The sequence below is a fragment of the Gordonia spumicola genome, assembly GCF_009932475.1.
Lineage (GTDB): Bacteria > Actinomycetota > Actinomycetes > Mycobacteriales > Mycobacteriaceae > Gordonia > Gordonia spumicola.
On the sequence record NZ_BJOV01000002.1, the window covers coordinates 413,248 to 429,525 of the forward strand.

Consider the following 16,278-nt stretch of genomic DNA (forward strand, 5'->3'; position numbering starts at 1 on the left):
ACCCGAACCGCAAAATCAGCCCTGCCGCAATCAATCCGAACCGCTCAGGCAGGGATAGGCACCGGATGAAAGATCGAGGCTAGTGCAGTCAACCCCGATCGTCCGCGCCTCGCATCCCGGTGGCCGCGATCGGCGAGAACGACAATCCGGACTCGACGGACCGGACACGGGTCAAAGCCCCACCGATACCTTCTCGCAATTCCCGGGCAACCGTCCAGCCCAAGCTCGCAAGGCGGCTCGCATCAAGCCGAACGTGGCACGACTCGTCGGCCCGAGACGGGTCCCAGGCCGTGCGGCCGGCGAACTCGACGCCCATCGACACCATCGTCGCTATCTCGGCCGTCGTGTACGACCGGCCGGACCCGATGTTGACGGGTTGACCGCCGTCGTAGTGGAACAGCAGAAACACCAGCGCATCAGCGAGGTCGTCGACGTGCAGGAGGTCGTGGGCGAGAGTTCCTGCGCCGGGGTTGACGACCCTGTCGAGCCCGTCGCGGGCGGCCTCGAGGTAGCGACGGGTGAGGGTGAAGACCAGGTCGTCCGCCCAGACGCCGTCGTCGGTCGATCCGTACACCTCGGACGGCACGGCCGCCGTCCAGTCGAGGCCATGCTGTTCGCGGACTGCCTGGACTGCGGTGAGTCCGGCGGCCGAGCACACCGCGGGCACTTCGTCGCCGATGGCCGGCGGACCGCAGAGGAGGTCGGACTCCTTCGCCGGCTGCGCCACGTACCGCGGGTAGCTCGCCGAGCTGCCGAGGTAGACGAGGCGTCGGACGCCGTGTTCGACGGCCGCGTCGAACACGTTGGCCTGACGTCGTAGGCAGTCCGAGAGCACAGCGGACCGGTCGGCGTCGTCGACGGCAGTCGACGACAGCGGCGCGAGGATCACGGCGGCGGGCCGGTGTTCGGCGAAGACGCGCCGCACCGCGTCCCGATCGCACAGGTCGATGCCGAGGCCGACCTGGTCGATCGTGTCCCAGCCCTCTCGCTCCAGCCGCCGCGCGACGGCCAGCCCGACGGCGGTGGTCCGGTTCGGGACCACCGCGACAGTGGACGTCGGACTCGGATGTGGGCGGCCGGTCATAGTCGAGTCTCCTTGAGGCGAATGGACGGGGGGTCAGTAGGCGCCGTCGGCGCGCGCCACGGCGCGGACCGTCCGGAAGAGGATCCCGAGGTCGCCCGCGAGCGACCAGTTCTCCACGTACGTGAGGTCCAGGTGCACCGATCGGCTCCAGCTGAGGTCGCTGCGCCCCGACACCTGCCACAGACCGGTCATCCCGGGGAGCACCAGCATCCGCTTGGTGACGAGGTCGTCGTACTCGGCGACTTCGGCGGGCAGCGGCGGGCGCGGACCGACCAGGCTCATGGAGCCGCCGACGACGTTGAAGAGCTGTGGCAGCTCGTCGAGGCTGAACCGCCGCATGAGACGTCCGACCCTGGTGACGCGCGGATCGTCCTCGATCTTGAAGAGCACGCCGTTGCCGGTCTGCTGGTCGGCGAGGGCGTCGCGCATGCGATCGGCGTCGACGATCATCGAGCGGAACTTCCACATCTTGAACCGTCGGTTGTCCAGGCCCACACGCTCGGCACGGTAGAAGACCGGTCCGCCGTCGCCGAGCTTCACCGCGAGTGCGCAGCCGATCAGGACCGGCGAGATGAGGGCGACGATGAGGATCGACAGGACGACGTCGAACACCCGCTTGGCCGACGAGCGGGCCCTCCCGTACCTCGGGTGGTCGAGGTGGAGCATCGGCAGCCCCGCGTGTTCACGCATCGAGACTCGCGTCCCGAAGTCGGCGAGCTGACCCGCCGCGATCATGACGAGGATGTTCATGGATGCGAAACGCCAGCTCAGCTCGCGCATCGCGGCGTGGTCGTACATGTCGACCGAGGTGAGGACCACGGCGTCGGGCTGCATGGTCTCGACGGCCGACGTGCCCGAGCGCAGATCGCCGCAGACGGGGATCTCGTGGTCGCCGACGATTAGCGGGCCGTGTTCGAGGGTGGTTCCGGGCAGACATGCGCCGACCACCCGGTACCCGAGTCCGGGGTTGTCGTTGACGAACTCGATCAACGTCACGACCGACGACGCCTCGCCCGCCACGAGGATGCTGGTGGCTCGGCGACCCGATCTGCGGCCGATCTCGTCGACCAGGTTGGCCGCCCACCTGGCGCCGAGGGTCAGGACCAGCCCGACGCCCGCGAGCACCATCCAGAAGTACTTCATGTGACTGATCTCGAAGAGCATGTCGCACATGCCGACCACGGCCAGCACGGATGCGAGGGCTCCGGTCACGCGGACGTACTCGCGGCGACCCGATCCGAGGATCTCCAGGTGGTCCGACCGGGTGGCGCGCAGCGCGAGCTTCCACGCGATCGCGATGAACGCGAGGGCCCCGACGAGTGCGGACAGCCGTCCGCCGACGACCGGAGGAAACGGCGCGATCAGCTGGGTCAGGGCGATCGACACGACGACGACCGTCCAGTCGCCCCACCGGACGCGTGCCTGATGCCTGCGCTGCCACGGGGTGCTCGACTCGGTGAACCCGCCGACGACGGGCGACGACACGGCGCGTTTGCCGACGTCCGCGCGTCCGCTTCGGTCCGTGTCCCGGAGTACTCGCACCACCGCACAGCTCCCTTGGTCTCGAGTCGAGATGTTTCGACACCAAGGAGTATTAGCCCACCGATTGCAAACCGGAAACGCGGCTGAACAGAAACACATGGACCCCATAACGTTTCGATGCGTAACGCATTCGTACGCCGTAACGCGCGGCGTCACATCTCGCATCGCGCATCCCGGACGGGGCCGTGATCGCCGCCCATCGTCCATCGGGCCGACCGAGATTGGCCGATCGAGTCCGGTGAGCGGGGGCGGACGATGACTATGTCCGCGGGCCTGGTCGTCGACACGCTCACCTCCAGTTCCTGGGATTGAGCCGTTGACATGCTCGGATCCGCAGACCACCGATCATGACGTGAACTCCCACATCGAGTCCTCGCGAAAGAACGGTGATGGGAATCGCCCAGTCGTGCCTCACGAGGAACGACGCGTCCGGCCCGATCCGAGGAAAAGCCGGTGCATGACCCGATCGACCAACCGCTCGTTCCCCGGCTCCGTCACGGTTCACCTCGCATGGACGCTCGCTCGCCGTCGATGCCTCCTCCACCGAGCAGAATCGCAGCCGAAGCAACAGGGTTCTGAGCGGTCATTTATCGCCATTTCGACACACGCTTGCTCGCGACCTGCGGGCGGCGAACGCCGTCAAGTTCCACGCCACGATCATGGAGTGGCGCAACGACCACATCGCGCATCGGTTGCCGACCACGTTCGAGGCTGTGCGCGTGTTCGCCGATCAATTGGACGACGAACCCGCAACGGTGGACTCGATTCACGCCGACGTCACCACGTCACTGGCCGCCCTGTGCATTCACCGCTTGAGGCGGAGTTCCGCGAGCACGTCTCGACCCTTCGCAACGCCCCGTGGGATAGTACCTCGCGCCGATCGGTACCCACATCGTGAAGCTGCTGCCACCTGCCGGACCGATACGAGAGCCATGGCTCGCTGACAAACGTCCATCCGAGGCCGTGGGTGTGGGACCGGCCAGCCTCGTCGGGCTCGAGGCGGATCTCCTCGTCCTCGTCCGCCCGGTGCAACACCGCGACGTTGCCGCTCCAGGTCACCGTCTCCTCAGCCGTGGGCCAGCACGGCCTCAAGCGTCTCCCGGTCCACGATCGGCGTATCCCAGCCGTTCCAGGCACGTAGAAATCCCCGCAGCGGTACTCGACGTCGGGCGCCCAGTCGCCGCGGAACGTGAACGGCGGCACGCCGGCCGAAATCACCCGCTGCAGCTCGAACCCCGCCTCGAGGAGGTACAGGCCCTCGGTATCGACGGGCTACCGCTCATCGTTGACGATCGCAACGGCGCCGTCCCAGGCGAACGTCGCTCCAGCGGCTTCCGCGACCTCAGCGAGGACCTCAGCGGTGACGATGGGGATCGCCCAGCCGTCCCACGGATCGGAGAACCGAACGGCGATGTAAGGTCCGGCCGGAGCCGACGAGGGTGAACTGAAGGGTCATGCCGACCAGCGTAGGCGGCGGGTCCGTCACTGATCGGCACCGCAGTCGGTACGGTGCTCATGTGGCGAATGTGCTGGACCTTGAGACCTGGCTGCGCGAGCAGTGCGCTGAGTACCGATTCGAAGTCGGCGGCGTCTATCAGGTTGACGGAACCCACTCCTACCCGCTCGTCGCGGACAGCGCCGAGGACCTTCGTGCGCAGCTCGACGCCGGCGGCCACCTGCTTCCACTCCCCAAGGAGTCGGCCGCGCTAGCGAACGTCCTCGAGGTCAGTATCGTCGAGTTCCTGCAGCACCGGATCAAGAACCTCGGCGACCGTGCGGGCGAAAATCAGGGAACGGAACGCGGCTACCCCGACCTGGAGATCTTCGGTGAGGTCTTCGGCGGCGGGTTCCATGCCGTGGACATCAAGGCCGCTCGACGCGCGATGAGCACCAAGGGCCACGCGCTCAACTCCACGCAGAGCGCCATCACGCTCTACACCGGGAACACCTACTTCAGGCACTCCAACCTCAAATACCCAGGCACCTTGCGTCCGTTCGAGGAGTACAAGTCCCACCTCGACATCCTCCTGATCTACACACTCGACCTCGACAGCCGAGAGCGCGTCCGCGATCTCGAGCTGATCGTTCAGCAGCCATGGAAGATCGCGAGCCGGCAACGATCGTCGACGACACGCGAGTACATCGGCGCGGTGAAGAACATCGACGCCCTCCGAAGCGGGAACGGTGCGTTCGAGACCGAGGAAGAGTTCTACAAGTACTGGCGGGCGTTCAAGTTCAACATCGCGCCGATCACCGTCAAGCTGCTCGAGAAGGGCGCGAAGGCGGACTGACCTGCGCAGTCCGTTCAATCGTCAGTGGCTCGTGCCATGCTTACACCATGGCAAGTACGGACGGTGTCGCAATCTCTCTGTTCTCCGGCGCGGGTGGTCTCGACCTCGGTGCTGAGGCTGCTGGGTTCAAGGTGCGAGCGGCGGTCGAGCGCGACCGTGACGCCTCACTGACCATGGAGAAGAACTTCGACACCCTCGCGTCACCGGTGATCCAGAAGGACATTCTGGACACACCCACGAGCGAGATCCTGAAGGCAGCCGGGCTCCGCTCCGGCCAGCGACCGGATCTCCTCATCGGGGGCCCGCCGTGCACCCCGTTCTCCAAGAGCGGCTTCTGGCTTGAGTGGAAACGTCAGGGCCTCGACCCTGACGCGTCGCTTCTGCAGGCGTACACCCGGGTCCTCAAGGATGCACAACCCCGCGCCTTCGTCCTCGAGAACGTGTACGCGCTGACGTACAACAACAAGGCTTCGCGGCCCGCGCTGACGCGTCTCCTCAAGGAGATCGACGAGGCTGGCTACAACTTCAACATGAAAGTCCTCAACGCAGCCGACTACGGAGTCCCGCAGGCTCGGCCTCGGCTGTTCATCATCGGAGCACCGAAGGGCAAGCCGACGCCCGTGCACCCCGACGCCACCCACGGCGGCAAGTGGGAACGCCGAGCGACAGGTCTCATCGAGGGCCGTCCGCATGTCACAGCGGGCGAGGCGCTCGAAGGTCTCATCACCGATCCTGAGCGCGAGGAGAAGATCGGAGGCAAGTACGGCCACCTCCTCCCTGGGATCCCGCCGGGTGACAACTACCTCCACTACACCGAGCGGCGCGAGCATCCGGACCCGCAGTTCGAGTGGCGGAGCCGGTACTGGTCGTTCCTGCTCAAGCTCGACCCGAATAGGCCGTCGCCGACGATCCAGGCGCAGCCAGGACCGAACATCGGGCCGTTCCACTGGGAGAACCGCCGCCTGCGTACCGCCGAGGTCAAGCGCCTGTTCACGTTCCCCGACGAGTTCGAGCTGGTCGGCACCCGAGGGAGCGTTCAGGCGCAGTTGGGCAACTCGGTCCCACCGCTGCTCGGGCAGAAGGTGCTTGAGAACGTCCGCATCGCTCTCGGGGGCGCACGCTGACCCCACCCGACCCCGACCCACCCCGCCGACGCCGAGGCCGCCTTCGTCGCGAGCCGCGCCTACTGGGCCACGCTCCGCGATGGCGACGCCCTCACCCCGGAGGCTGAGGCAATCCAGGCGGAGGGTGCGACGGTATGGGAGCCTGTAGGGTCCAGCTCAGATCAAGAGGACGGCACCACGTGAAGCTGTGGCATGAAGCGCTGCAGGAGCAGGTCTCCGACCCAGCGTAGATTCCACTGCTCTCCGTATCTCGGCCCATTCTGTGATCTGATCGGTGCGTGGCAAGCAACAACCCGAAATGGTCGTGGTGGCATCAGTACGAAGGGCCGGACCAATACAGACGACGTGAGAACCTACGTGCGATCTGGGATCTCCACTCCAACTACGGCGATGACGTTCCGTGGCTATGGCGCGGACAGGCCAATGCAACCTACGACCTGACTCCGGGGATGCACACCCGGATCGCGCGTGCCGGAACTCTGACTGACGACGCGGTCGTAGCGGAGACCGAGCGCCTCCTCCAAGTCGCGCGTCACGCCTGTCTGGACATACATGAGGGCGTTCGGTTGCCCGACATGGCACTCCTCGCTCGCCTGCAGCATCATTTTGCAGCGACACCGCTGCTCGATGTCTCGCTCGATCCACTTGTGGGCCTGTATATGTCGACCGTCGATCGGGATGGTGTTCACTCAGACCAAGACGGCGCAGTGTTCGCGATCAAGAAGCCGTCCCACGCGATCTCAGACTTTGATAGTCGCAGCTTCCGCGATGTGTATGAGTCGCTGCCGTCGGCTGGGGGGATCGCGATGTACTCCGCGCCCGACGTGAGTGACCGGCTTCGGATTCAGCGAGGTCACTTCCTGCTCGGGCGGGTGGATGACACGGATGACCGGGTCACAATCCCCCTCAGTATTGATAGAGGTAAGGTGCAAGATTCTTGGATCTGGGCCCGCCTGGGTGCGCGCGGTAAGAAGGGGCCGGTGCCGCCCGCGTCGACGGATATTGCTGTGTTCCGAACTGTAGGTAAATTCAAGCCCGACCTTGAGACATGGCTCGAGAATCGGTCCGGCCTCACACGCGACTTTGTGTACCCAACAGCATGGAATCAGCCGCACCTGGATCGATTTGCTCAAGCGCACTCACGGACCGCACCGGCCACGACCAGCGTTCAGCGCCCTGATTCAGCGGAGGCCTGATTCGTAACCCTCTCGCACCCGTCACCCCGCCCAGCTACCCTACGGACATTCCCCTCCTCTCAGACTCCCAACGCTGGCCCGCAGCCATCCCCGGCTGCGGGCGCCCGCGTTGAAGCCGAGGAGGCATCGCTGTGATCAAACCCGAGTGAGCGCTCCCACTTCCTGGCCGACCGGCTCGACACCGAAGTGGTCGCGGTGCAGGTCCACGCGACGTTAGACGCGGTCGAGGTGGCCGACGACGAAGCCGCTGCGATGCACCTTGCGTGGCAGTTGGAGGAGGCCGGCGCGCGAGCGAACCAGGTGCGGGAACGAATCCGCCGCAGGTAAGTCACCGCTCGAGGTAGCTGATGCGCTCGATGTGTGTCACGTGCCCGCAGGTCTGCACTCGTAGGTTCGGCACAGCGCGGACGAGCCTTGCGCCGCATCGCTCGCGCTGCTCCGGGGCAATCTCTACGCTGACCAGGAAGCGGAAGCTAACGCTGGGAGCTGACGTGCACGGAGCCGTCACCTCGGGGTGAGGTCGCGGGCTCCTTGTCGTCGCGGCCAACGGCAGGCTTCGGTCGCCGGCGCGACGACCTCCTCCATCCGCATCCGCGCCCACGCGACGAGACGAGGTCGACATTGCTGCGAGCGAGCGCGACGCTTCGCACGCCGCGCGCACGGTCAGATCTAAGGACGCGATGTGCAGGCGCGGCAGTCAACTCCGATTGAGGGGGGGAGAGTCAGCCGATGGCCGCGACACGCCCATGGGTCATTCCAAGACGAATCGGTCAATCTGCGTCGTCGGGCGGTTCCCGGGAACATTCCCGCGTTCCTAGAAACCACCCCTGACCTGCTGCGGAAGCGGAGGGATTTGAACCCCCGGTGGTTTTACCCACGCTCGCTTTCAAGGCGAGTGCATACAGGGTTTTACCAGGTCATGAGTTTTCTAAAGAGTAATGGTCAGACAAGGTTTCTGCAGGTTTGAGCAGGGGCGACAGGGAATGTGTCAACTCTGTGTCAACTAGCCCGCCAGGGTGCCGGCCGATGGCAGGCGCCCGCGATCACCAGCGGCACAGCCGCCGACAGGCCCACCTCGAACATCATCACCGAGGAGGACCCCATGCTGCCCACCGCCACCGTCGCCCTGACCATCCGCGTCGACAATGACTACGCTCACGGCCCGACCTTCCACCACATCCTCCACGTCGACGTGCCCGTCCCCGCCGACGACGCCGACCTGACCGAGTGGGCAATGGACACGCTGTTCCCCTACACGGGCGAGGGGCCTGACTATGCCCATATGGACGCGATCTATTCCGTCCAGATCATCAGTGCCCCAGCCGAATTCGACAGAATCCTCGGCCTATCCATCTCCGCGATGGGGTAAGCACCCGGGCGGCACAGCCGCCGACGAGATCCACCTTGAACACCCACATTTCAAGGGAGGACATCCACCATGACCGCCACCATCTGCGACCCGTGGATCGAACGACTCATCACCAGTGGCCAGCTTGCCCCCGGCGCCCGCGGCCTGTCCCGTGAGCAAGCCGCCGAGCAGTACAACGGCGCAAACGCGCTCACCGAGTCTGACCACGACTTCCTCTACACGCCCGGCCAGGCCGCAGGCGCAGCCCGGGACGCGCTGGCCGTCATCGGCCTCGAGGTCCCCGCCGACGCCCGCATCCTGCTCACCGACGGTGCCAGCGGCCCGAGGTGCTGGAGCTACCTGGTCGAGCCGGGTCAGATCGAGTACGCCTGCGAGCAACACCGGCTGACGACTGGCGAAACCATCAACCCGACACCGATCTTGGAGGCACTCCCATGGTTCTGACACCGTCCGTCCCCGTCACGATGCCTGACGCCCCACGGGCGTGGTTCGGCTGCCTTCACTGCTACAACTCGGGCCGACTGGTCGGCCACTGGTTCGACGCCACCGACGCGGCCGATGTCGATCTCGCCGCCGTCCACACCGGTTCCGGTGTCGCCTGGGGCCGGGCCGGCTGCGAGGAGATTCTCGCACTTGATCTCGATGGCGAATGGCCGATCCGCGCCGAGATCGACACCGTGACCGCGGCGAAGTGGGCCGAGGTGCACGACGAGGTGACGCCGACCCTCTGGCCGGCCTTCTGCACCCTGGCCCGGTCCGAGCACATCACCGACCCCGAGGACGTCGACGTGCGGGCGTTCATCGACCGCTACCGCGGCGAGTGGGAATCATGGCGGGACTACGTCGAGAACCTTGTCGACGACCTGTCGCTCTTCGACGCGTTGCCCGAGGACCTGCGTTCCTACGTCGACCTCGACAAGTACGGCCGCGACTTGGCGCACGGCTACACCGTCGAGCCAACCGGTGACGGCGGGGTCTACGCATTCGAGGACTCGTGATGATCGACACCGACTACGTCGCCTGAGCCCGCTGCACCTTGAAGACCCCGGCGCTGACCGCGCCGGGGTCTCATCATTCAGCCAGTCGACCTTACAGTGATGTGCATCATACCTATTGACATCGTGTGATAGGATATGCGGCAGGTTATATCAAGTAAGGTGCCGCATCTCCGGACCGCCTCGAATCGCCTTCTCTCACAGCACTTCTCGCTGTCACATATCCCTGTTAGAAACAGTCCGACACCACTCATCGGGCCCATTCGTGCACGTCACGGGCCGCTCGGACTTTCGCAGGAGGTAACCACTTTTCCCAATCCGCCTCGGCGTCGGTCGCTTGACCGACCAGTCGTCGCAGTATTGGATGATCCATGATCTGATTGTGTCGCTAGAGACACACCACTGATCACCACCACACCATCGAGGAAGACATGCAGGGAAGCACGACCGCGCTCGTGGGACGATGTGAGGGTGCCCGCACCCGACGATCGCCTCACGCCGCAGCAGCGGCGGGAGCGCGTCGTGCGTAGAGCGGCGCTGGCCAAGGCGCTCATCGCGGCCCGCGAGCAGGCTGGACTGAACCAGAGTCAGCTCGCACAGGCATCGGGACTATCCCGATCGGCGATCGTCCGGCTCGAGCGGGGCGACGCGAGCATCAGCTCCGATCGGCTCTGGGATCTCGCCCGCGCACTCGGCACGACGCCGAGCCAGCTTTACGCCGCCGCCGAAGCGGACGAGGCCGCAGCTCAGACGCTCGAGTAGTGCTCCTACCTGCATGTCTCCTCACACAGAGGGGACACCATGCCACACATCGACCTATATCAGATCTACGGCCTCGACCGGCGACAACCGTCCGAGACTCTCGCCGCCCAACTGACCGCACAACTCAACTCCACCGATCCGCAGGACTCGCTAACGCGCAGTCGCATCGACACAGCCCGAGCCATCCTGTCCGACCCGCAGCGCCGCGCCCGCTACGACGCGCAACTCGGAGATCCAGCCGCCCCCACCCTCGATGAGGCATCCCTCGCCACCATTGCCGGGCGCCCGGTACCTACCGGGCCCCGCACCGGCCTCGCCGGCGTGTTCGCCGAGACGAAGGCTCGTATCCTCGCTGCCGTAGTCGGTGTCCTGGCCCTGATCCTCGTCGTCGCGGTGACCGCCGTCGCGTGCAGCGGCTCCGACGGAGGGTCGTCGACCGCGACTGACGGCGCACAGAAGTCAAGCTCACAGCAGCGCAGCTCGGCACAGTCGTCGAACGGAGAGTGCGAGCTACAGCCGTCCACCGGCGCGGTCCTGACTCGCTGGCGCGGCTCACGCCCCACCAACCTGATCAAGATCCACAAGCAGGTCCCGCTGCCTGCCGAGATCGGTGACCGACTGGCGGCTGGCCCCGGCGACGGACTCATCTACGAATCGACCACCTACATCCGGCAGTACCAGGACAAGACGATCAGCGTCGCCATTTTCGACGACGACGTCACCACTATGGCGTTCTACCGGACAGACGGCACGTTGGTCCAGACGCGCAAGTTCGCCAAGGACGAGACCCTGCCTCCCACGTTCGACCTGTCGGAGGAGCCTTTCACCGGCTACGCACGAGTGCAGGCAGACGGCGTGACCCTCCCGTCCGAGGCCGCGGGCAAGGAGCCGCAGCAGCAGTACGCACTCACCGTGCGACCCGACGCGTTCGACCGCGACGTCGTCTGGGTCCTGCTGCGCGGAGGCAAGGACCTCTACATCGGCACTGTCTACAGGAAACTCACCGACGGCGACTGCTGACCGGTCACACCCACCAGATAGAAGGAGAACACCCATCATGTCCATCACTCTCAAGCGAGCCGTCGCAGGCGCAGCCCTGGCCGCCGCCGGACTCGCCGGCACCCTCGGTGTCGGGGCCCTGACAGCCGCGCCCGCAGAGGCCAAGGTCGAGTCCGGCCGGTACACGATGACCACCGACACCTTCGGCATGAAGTCCTCCGGGCGGGCCGTCGTCCGGGGCAACAAGCTGTTCGTCTCCGGCGCCACCTTGCACCTGCATCAGACCCGCAACGGCGCCTACGCCGACTTCGGGGTAAACCGGTACATCTTCGTCAAGAAGGGCGAGAACTACGTCGGCAAGGTCGTGATGGGCCCGGTCACCATCAGTGGCGTCAAGCTCATCAAGCGCTGATCACGATGACCGAACGATGGGAGTACCAATCGGTACGCGTCGTGCTCGTAGATCGAGGTCAAGGATTGCAGTGGTGTCGACAAGTCGGCAGTCAAGTGACCCCGTTCTACAGGGCATTGGCCGAGTACGGGCAACAGGGCTGGGAGTTGGTCAGCAACAACCCCACCGACTTCGTTCACAGTGGCCGTGATACCGACAAGCGCGGCATTCAGATGCTCGACTATCCGTACAACACCACGATGGCGACCGAGATGCTGGCAATCTTCAAACGTCGAGCCGACTAGCCCCAACCCCTCGAGATCCCCGGCACTTCGGTGCCGGGGATCTCCTTTTCTGCACCGTCCGTAAGCCGGTCGTTGACCGGACAGTGGCATGGTCAGTCCTCCACCAGGGCCGTCCAGCGTCCGTAAGAGCTGTACGAAACGATCGTTCGGTGAGGTGCCCCCAAATGCCTTTCGTCCGTTCCGACGGAGCGCTAAATCCTCGCAGCCACATCCGAATCACCGGTCACCGGAGCTGCGTTCGGCGTCAACCAATCACTGTCTGGACGCGCTACGAGCCGTGCATTGGTGTAGGCCATCTCCAGTGTGAGAACGGTGTGACCTCTGTAGGCCCGCTCACCGACGGCGGACACCACTAGTGCCAGGTCTGCGCTTCCATCGCCTGTGAGATCCAGCGGCATCAGGAATTGCGCCCCGACTTCCCCGAACTTCGGATACCACTGCGGGATGACCAGTTTGTGGTTGCGACGCACCCGTCGCAGCGTCAGGTTCACCGCCGAATCGAGTGCTTGCTTTGCCCGCAGGGGCTGTGCCGCAAGATCCGCAGGGAAGCGATCTAGGTTGTCATTGATGATGTGGTCGTAGGCGAGTTTCAACTCCCGCCTCCAGTCGTAGATCAGCTCAGATGCCGAGGTCACGTACTCAGCCATCTGCGGCGGATCAGGGAAATGCCTGAGGAGATCGCGGTCTGATTCGCTGGCCCACCGCAAAAAGAACCAGTGCTGCGCGTTCTCGTGGCGGTTCCGCTGAAAAAGCCCGAAGACCTCCTCCGCGTGCGGCGTAAGTAGACCTGTGTTCCACGCCGCCCACTCCCCATCGGGGGTGACAACGATCTTGTCCTCCATGACCAGCCGTTTATGTGTATACCGCAAGAAGCTGTCCAGAATCGGTAGAGGCCGCCCCGTATCGTCTGGACCAGCCCAGTCCTCGTGCTCAGCCATTGACGCCAGCGACTCCAAGGCATCCGCCCACGCCAGCCGTCCGAGTTCGGGCCCCTCGGCCTCCTCCGTACCACGATATGAAAAGAAGGCGAACGACCTCAAGCGATCATCGTGCCCTGCGGTCACCGGTCCAATACCACTGCCTGCACTGTGAAGCTGGGCCACATCCCCTGGGGTTGGAACTGTGCTCATCAACCGACACTAGCCGACGACGCGAGCCTGATCCGGGGAAATCGGAAGCGTTCATCAGTACGGGTTTCAAACACCCGTTCGATCATCTGGGGTACTCCCAAATGGACACTTCCCAAGTGCCGCATATTGCGTCAATTTAGGGTGGGGTTTCGATCGTTATTGACATCTGTCAACACATGTTATAGACTTACATTGACAGATATCGAGTGCCGCGACAGACGCGGGCGATGACGGGAGACCTGATGGCAACGCTGAACGAACTCATTGCTGAAGTGGTTGACGAAGCCGAGGCCCAAGCCCGAGCGACTTGGGCTCCCGTCGATGATCGGTCCCTCGATGAGTCCATCGCATGGGCCCGCAACGAGGCGGCTTACGGCTGTTTCGCATCGGCCGGGTACGGGCTCGCTGAGCTGACCTGGGTCGACCCCGACCAGCGCGACTACTGGGACAACACCCCCTCGCCGGCAGAGCTGCGCAAACTTCGCCGCGAGGCCACCGTTGCCGCGAAAGCGCATGCGCGGGAACTGCTGACCGAGCCCGTGGTCGACGAATTCGACAGCTTCTTTCGCTTCATGGAGGGCTACCAGGCATTCGAGGAGGAGCGCGGTCCCGCGCCCAAGGCGCTCACCGCAGAGGTCGAGCGGCTGATCGCGGCGTGGTTGGAAGCGGCATGACCGGCGAGCGCGTCGGCTACGTCCGGGTCAGCACGGCCGAGCAGAACGAGAGCAGGCAGCTCGACGGTGTCGAACTGGACGAGGTCTTCGTAGACAAGGCCAGCGGCCGCAACCGTGACCGGCCCAAGCTCGACGCCCTCATCAAGTACGTCCGCAAGGGCGACACTGTGCTCGTACACAGCCTCGACCGCCTGGCACGCAACGTCACCGACCTGCAAGCCATCATCGCCGAGTTGAACAGCAAGGGCGTGCGCGTCGAGGTCACTACGCAGGGCCTGGTGTTCACCGGTGACGACAACCCGATGACGAAGCTGCTACTCCAGATGCTCGGTGCCGTCGCCGAGTTCGAGCTGGCCGCCATCCGCGAACGACAAGCCGAGGGCATTGCCAAGGCCAAGGCCGCGGGCAAGTATGCGGGGCGCAAGGTCGCGCTGACGCCCGAGCAGGTCGCCGAGATAGCCCGACGCCATGCCGGAGGTGCCGGGGAGGGCATCACGTCGCTGGCCAAGGAATTCGGCGTCAGTCGGCAGACGGTCTACAAGTACCTCGCTGAGGAGTCGACAGTTAAGGATCAGCAATGACCGCCACCCCATGCGCCATCGACGGGTGCGCTGCTCCCGCGGCGTTCCGCGCCTATAAACGCCCTGCCTGGTGCCAGCCCCACATCTCCGAGATCCTGCGCACAGCAGACCTCGAACCGCTCGAACCGGTAGCCAAGCGGGACTCGTGGACGCTGATGCGCTGTCTTTCCTGTGGCTGCGAGCAGCACCTGCGCCTGCAGTACGTCCTCGACAAGCTCCCGATGAAGTCCGACGAGCCGATCTGCCAGGCCTGTCACTGGCGAGAGTGGGCCAAGTGGGCACGCTCGATGTCCGGCGAAGGGTTGACCCCTGTCGACCTGGACGAGGTACGCGCCATCGCCGAGGCCAACCATTTCGACTACCTGGGCCCGCTCACCGACCCATCCCTGCCCGACGACCCCCATCGGACCCGCTGCCGCGACTGCGGCAAGATCAGCGCTGAGCGCGTCGGCGACATGGGATGGGGCTGCACCTGCCGACGCAATCGCAAGCGCCAGAGCACACCAGCCAAGTCGCCGACAGCGAACCTGCTGCGCACCTCCGACAACGAGGCACTGTCGTGGTGGGACCACGACGCCAATACCGAGTCCCTTTGGGAGACTGCGAAGCTCAAGTCACCGAAAGCGGCTGCCTGGAAGTGTCCGGAGTGCGGTCACCGCTTCACCGCCGTCATCCGCGACATGACCAAACAGCCGACTTGTCCGCCCTGCGCCGAACGTCGCCAGCACGAATACCACGAGTGGCTCGCCTCGTTCGAGGGCAAGACCGTCGCCGACGTTCCTGAACTCCTCGAAGCCTGGGATGACGAAATGCACCCACGGTTCGCCCTGGTCCTCGACGGCACGTTCACGACGAACGGCTGGGGCCCGTACTCCCGCGGTTTCCAACCACGGGCGATCTATCGCTTCAAGTGCCCGAACGGGCACCACCCGCGGATCTCACCGACCTCCTTCCTGGAACGAGGCTGCCCGGCGTGCCGCGGCAACGCGACCCGCGACCGGAACAACACGGGCAACGAGCCCCGCTTGAGCCCCGAGATCGCCTCCCAGTGGCATCCAGACCGCAACGGCGCCTGGACCGCCGCGCAGGCCAGCCCCGATTCACGACGCCTGGCCTGGTGGCGAGACCCGGTGTGCGGCCACGAGTGGCAGCAGACCCCGCGTGAGCGCGACAAGTACACGCGTCGACGGTGTCCTGACTGCGACACCATTCTCGACAGCCTCGCCTGGCACTACCCGGAGATCGCCGCCGGGTGGGCACCAGAGAATCCGATCACGCCGTGGCAGGTCCGTCCCACCGACACTGAGCACGTCGTTCACTGGATCTGCGACACTGACGCCGCTCACCATTGGACAGGAACCCCCGCGTCACTGGTCAACGGCACCGGCTGCCCGGAGTGCCGGACGTCCGGCAAGTCTCGCGTCGAGCTGGACCACCTCAACGCCGCCCGAGACTTGTTCGGTTCCGCGGCCTCCGGCATCCGGGTCCACAGCGACGCATTCGTACGACGCGCATCGTGGACCGTCGACATCCTGATCACGCTCTCCGGGGACCGGAGGGTGGCCGTCGAGTACGACGGGTCGTACTGGCACGCCGACAAGGTCGAGTTGGACACCGAGAAGTCCCTTGACCTGCTCGCCGAGGGCATCGACGTCGTCCGACTTCGTGAGGCCCCGCTCGCGACGTTGGCGATCGACGACCCCAGATACCACGAGATCGCCGTCTACAGTTCCGCACCTGACCCCGTCAGTGTCATGAAAAAGGCCCGCGATCTGATTCGCTGACATCTCACCAGTGCGAGGACGAACCCCAGAAGGCGCGGCCAAGGTGGCTGC

The 16,278-nt window shown here is 65.1% G+C and carries 16 protein-coding genes; 13 read left to right on the plus strand and 3 right to left on the minus strand.

The features are described from left to right. Positions 1–88: 88 nt before the first annotated feature. A complete protein-coding gene (locus tag GYB83_RS04055; RefSeq protein WP_161894268.1) occupies positions 89–1,084 on the minus strand; it encodes an NAD-dependent epimerase/dehydratase family protein in 996 nt (331 codons plus the stop codon). A gap of 33 nt (positions 1,085–1,117) precedes the next feature. Next, positions 1,118–2,629, minus strand: coding sequence for a sugar transferase (locus GYB83_RS04060; protein WP_161894269.1), 1,512 nt, complete (start codon positions 2,627–2,629; stop codon positions 1,118–1,120). 1,514 nt (positions 2,630–4,143) lie between these two features. Between GYB83_RS04060 and GYB83_RS04065 the strand changes: the two genes are divergently transcribed. The 10 genes from GYB83_RS04065 (at position 4,144) to GYB83_RS04110 (ending at position 12,058) form a co-directional block, all read left to right on the plus strand. Beyond that, positions 4,144–4,917 (plus strand): type II restriction endonuclease, encoded by a 774-nt coding sequence (locus tag GYB83_RS04065; RefSeq protein ID WP_161894270.1) that lies wholly within the window; start codon positions 4,144–4,146, stop codon positions 4,915–4,917. A gap of 47 nt (positions 4,918–4,964) precedes the next feature. Further along, positions 4,965–6,041, plus strand: coding sequence for a DNA cytosine methyltransferase (locus tag GYB83_RS04070; protein WP_161894271.1), 1,077 nt, complete (start codon positions 4,965–4,967; stop codon positions 6,039–6,041). Between the two features lie 278 nt (positions 6,042–6,319). Then, positions 6,320–7,237, plus strand: coding sequence for an FRG domain-containing protein (locus GYB83_RS04075; protein ID WP_161894272.1), 918 nt, complete (start codon positions 6,320–6,322; stop codon positions 7,235–7,237). A gap of 1,102 nt (positions 7,238–8,339) precedes the next feature. After that, on the plus strand, positions 8,340–8,606 hold the full coding sequence (locus GYB83_RS04080; RefSeq protein WP_161894273.1) for a hypothetical protein: 267 nt from the start codon (positions 8,340–8,342) through the stop codon (positions 8,604–8,606). 69 nt (positions 8,607–8,675) lie between these two features. Next, the gene (locus tag GYB83_RS04085; protein WP_161894274.1) at positions 8,676–9,050 is read left to right on the plus strand and encodes a hypothetical protein; all 375 of its coding nucleotides are present in this window, start codon (positions 8,676–8,678) and stop codon (positions 9,048–9,050) included. Continuing rightward, positions 9,041–9,604, plus strand: a complete 564-nt coding sequence (locus tag GYB83_RS04090; protein WP_161894275.1) for an antirestriction protein ArdA — start codon at positions 9,041–9,043, stop codon at positions 9,602–9,604. Before GYB83_RS04085 ends, GYB83_RS04090 begins: the two co-directional genes overlap by 10 nt. Before the next feature lie 468 nt (positions 9,605–10,072). After that, positions 10,073–10,363, plus strand: coding sequence for a helix-turn-helix domain-containing protein (locus tag GYB83_RS04095; protein WP_161894276.1), 291 nt, complete (start codon positions 10,073–10,075; stop codon positions 10,361–10,363). Between the two features lie 39 nt (positions 10,364–10,402). Further along, on the plus strand, positions 10,403–11,383 hold the full coding sequence (locus GYB83_RS04100; protein WP_161894277.1) for a hypothetical protein: 981 nt from the start codon (positions 10,403–10,405) through the stop codon (positions 11,381–11,383). A 37-nt stretch (positions 11,384–11,420) separates the two neighbouring features. Then, positions 11,421–11,774, plus strand: a complete 354-nt coding sequence (locus tag GYB83_RS04105) for a hypothetical protein (protein WP_161894278.1) — start codon at positions 11,421–11,423, stop codon at positions 11,772–11,774. Positions 11,775–11,869: 95 nt separating this feature from the next. Then, entirely contained in the window at positions 11,870–12,058 is a 189-nt protein-coding gene (locus GYB83_RS04110; protein WP_161894279.1) for a DUF4177 domain-containing protein, read from the plus strand. Between the two features lie 191 nt (positions 12,059–12,249). Here the strand turns inward: GYB83_RS04110 and GYB83_RS04115 are convergent, their stop codons facing one another. After that, a complete protein-coding gene (locus GYB83_RS04115; protein ID WP_161894280.1) occupies positions 12,250–13,098 on the minus strand; it encodes a DUF3825 domain-containing protein in 849 nt (282 codons plus the stop codon). Between the two features lie 332 nt (positions 13,099–13,430). On the opposite strand from GYB83_RS04115, the gene GYB83_RS04120 reads away from it, so the two are divergent. From GYB83_RS04120 to GYB83_RS04130, 3 genes are read left to right on the plus strand one after another with little or no spacing between them, the layout of a single operon-like run. Beyond that, complete coding sequence (locus tag GYB83_RS04120) at positions 13,431–13,862, plus strand: hypothetical protein (RefSeq protein ID WP_161894281.1); 432 nt, start codon at positions 13,431–13,433, stop codon at positions 13,860–13,862. Further along, positions 13,859–14,443, plus strand: a complete 585-nt coding sequence (locus tag GYB83_RS04125) for a recombinase family protein (protein WP_161894282.1) — start codon at positions 13,859–13,861, stop codon at positions 14,441–14,443. The genes GYB83_RS04120 and GYB83_RS04125 overlap by 4 nt, the downstream gene beginning before the upstream one ends. Next, entirely contained in the window at positions 14,440–16,227 is a 1,788-nt protein-coding gene (locus GYB83_RS04130) for a zinc-ribbon domain-containing protein (protein ID WP_161894283.1), read from the plus strand. Before GYB83_RS04125 ends, GYB83_RS04130 begins: the two co-directional genes overlap by 4 nt. The last annotated feature ends 51 nt before the right edge of the window (positions 16,228–16,278 follow it).

Excerpts from the sequence above, each read along its gene's own strand:
- GYB83_RS04055 (WP_161894268.1), bottom strand. The coding sequence starts at position 1,084 with ATGACCGGCCGCCCACATCCGAGTCCGACGTCCACTGTCGCGGTGGTC.
- GYB83_RS04070 (WP_161894271.1), top strand. The coding sequence starts at position 4,965 with ATGGCAAGTACGGACGGTGTCGCAATCTCTCTGTTCTCCGGCGCGGGT.
- GYB83_RS04080 (WP_161894273.1), top strand. The coding sequence starts at position 8,340 with ATGCTGCCCACCGCCACCGTCGCCCTGACCATCCGCGTCGACAATGAC.
- GYB83_RS04085 (WP_161894274.1), top strand. The coding sequence starts at position 8,676 with ATGACCGCCACCATCTGCGACCCGTGGATCGAACGACTCATCACCAGT.
- GYB83_RS04090 (WP_161894275.1), top strand. The coding sequence starts at position 9,041 with ATGGTTCTGACACCGTCCGTCCCCGTCACGATGCCTGACGCCCCACGG.
- GYB83_RS04100 (WP_161894277.1), top strand. The coding sequence starts at position 10,403 with ATGCCACACATCGACCTATATCAGATCTACGGCCTCGACCGGCGACAA.
- GYB83_RS04105 (WP_161894278.1), top strand. The coding sequence starts at position 11,421 with ATGTCCATCACTCTCAAGCGAGCCGTCGCAGGCGCAGCCCTGGCCGCC.
- GYB83_RS04120 (WP_161894281.1), top strand. The coding sequence starts at position 13,431 with ATGGCAACGCTGAACGAACTCATTGCTGAAGTGGTTGACGAAGCCGAG.
- GYB83_RS04125 (WP_161894282.1), top strand. The coding sequence starts at position 13,859 with ATGACCGGCGAGCGCGTCGGCTACGTCCGGGTCAGCACGGCCGAGCAG.
- GYB83_RS04130 (WP_161894283.1), top strand. The coding sequence starts at position 14,440 with ATGACCGCCACCCCATGCGCCATCGACGGGTGCGCTGCTCCCGCGGCG.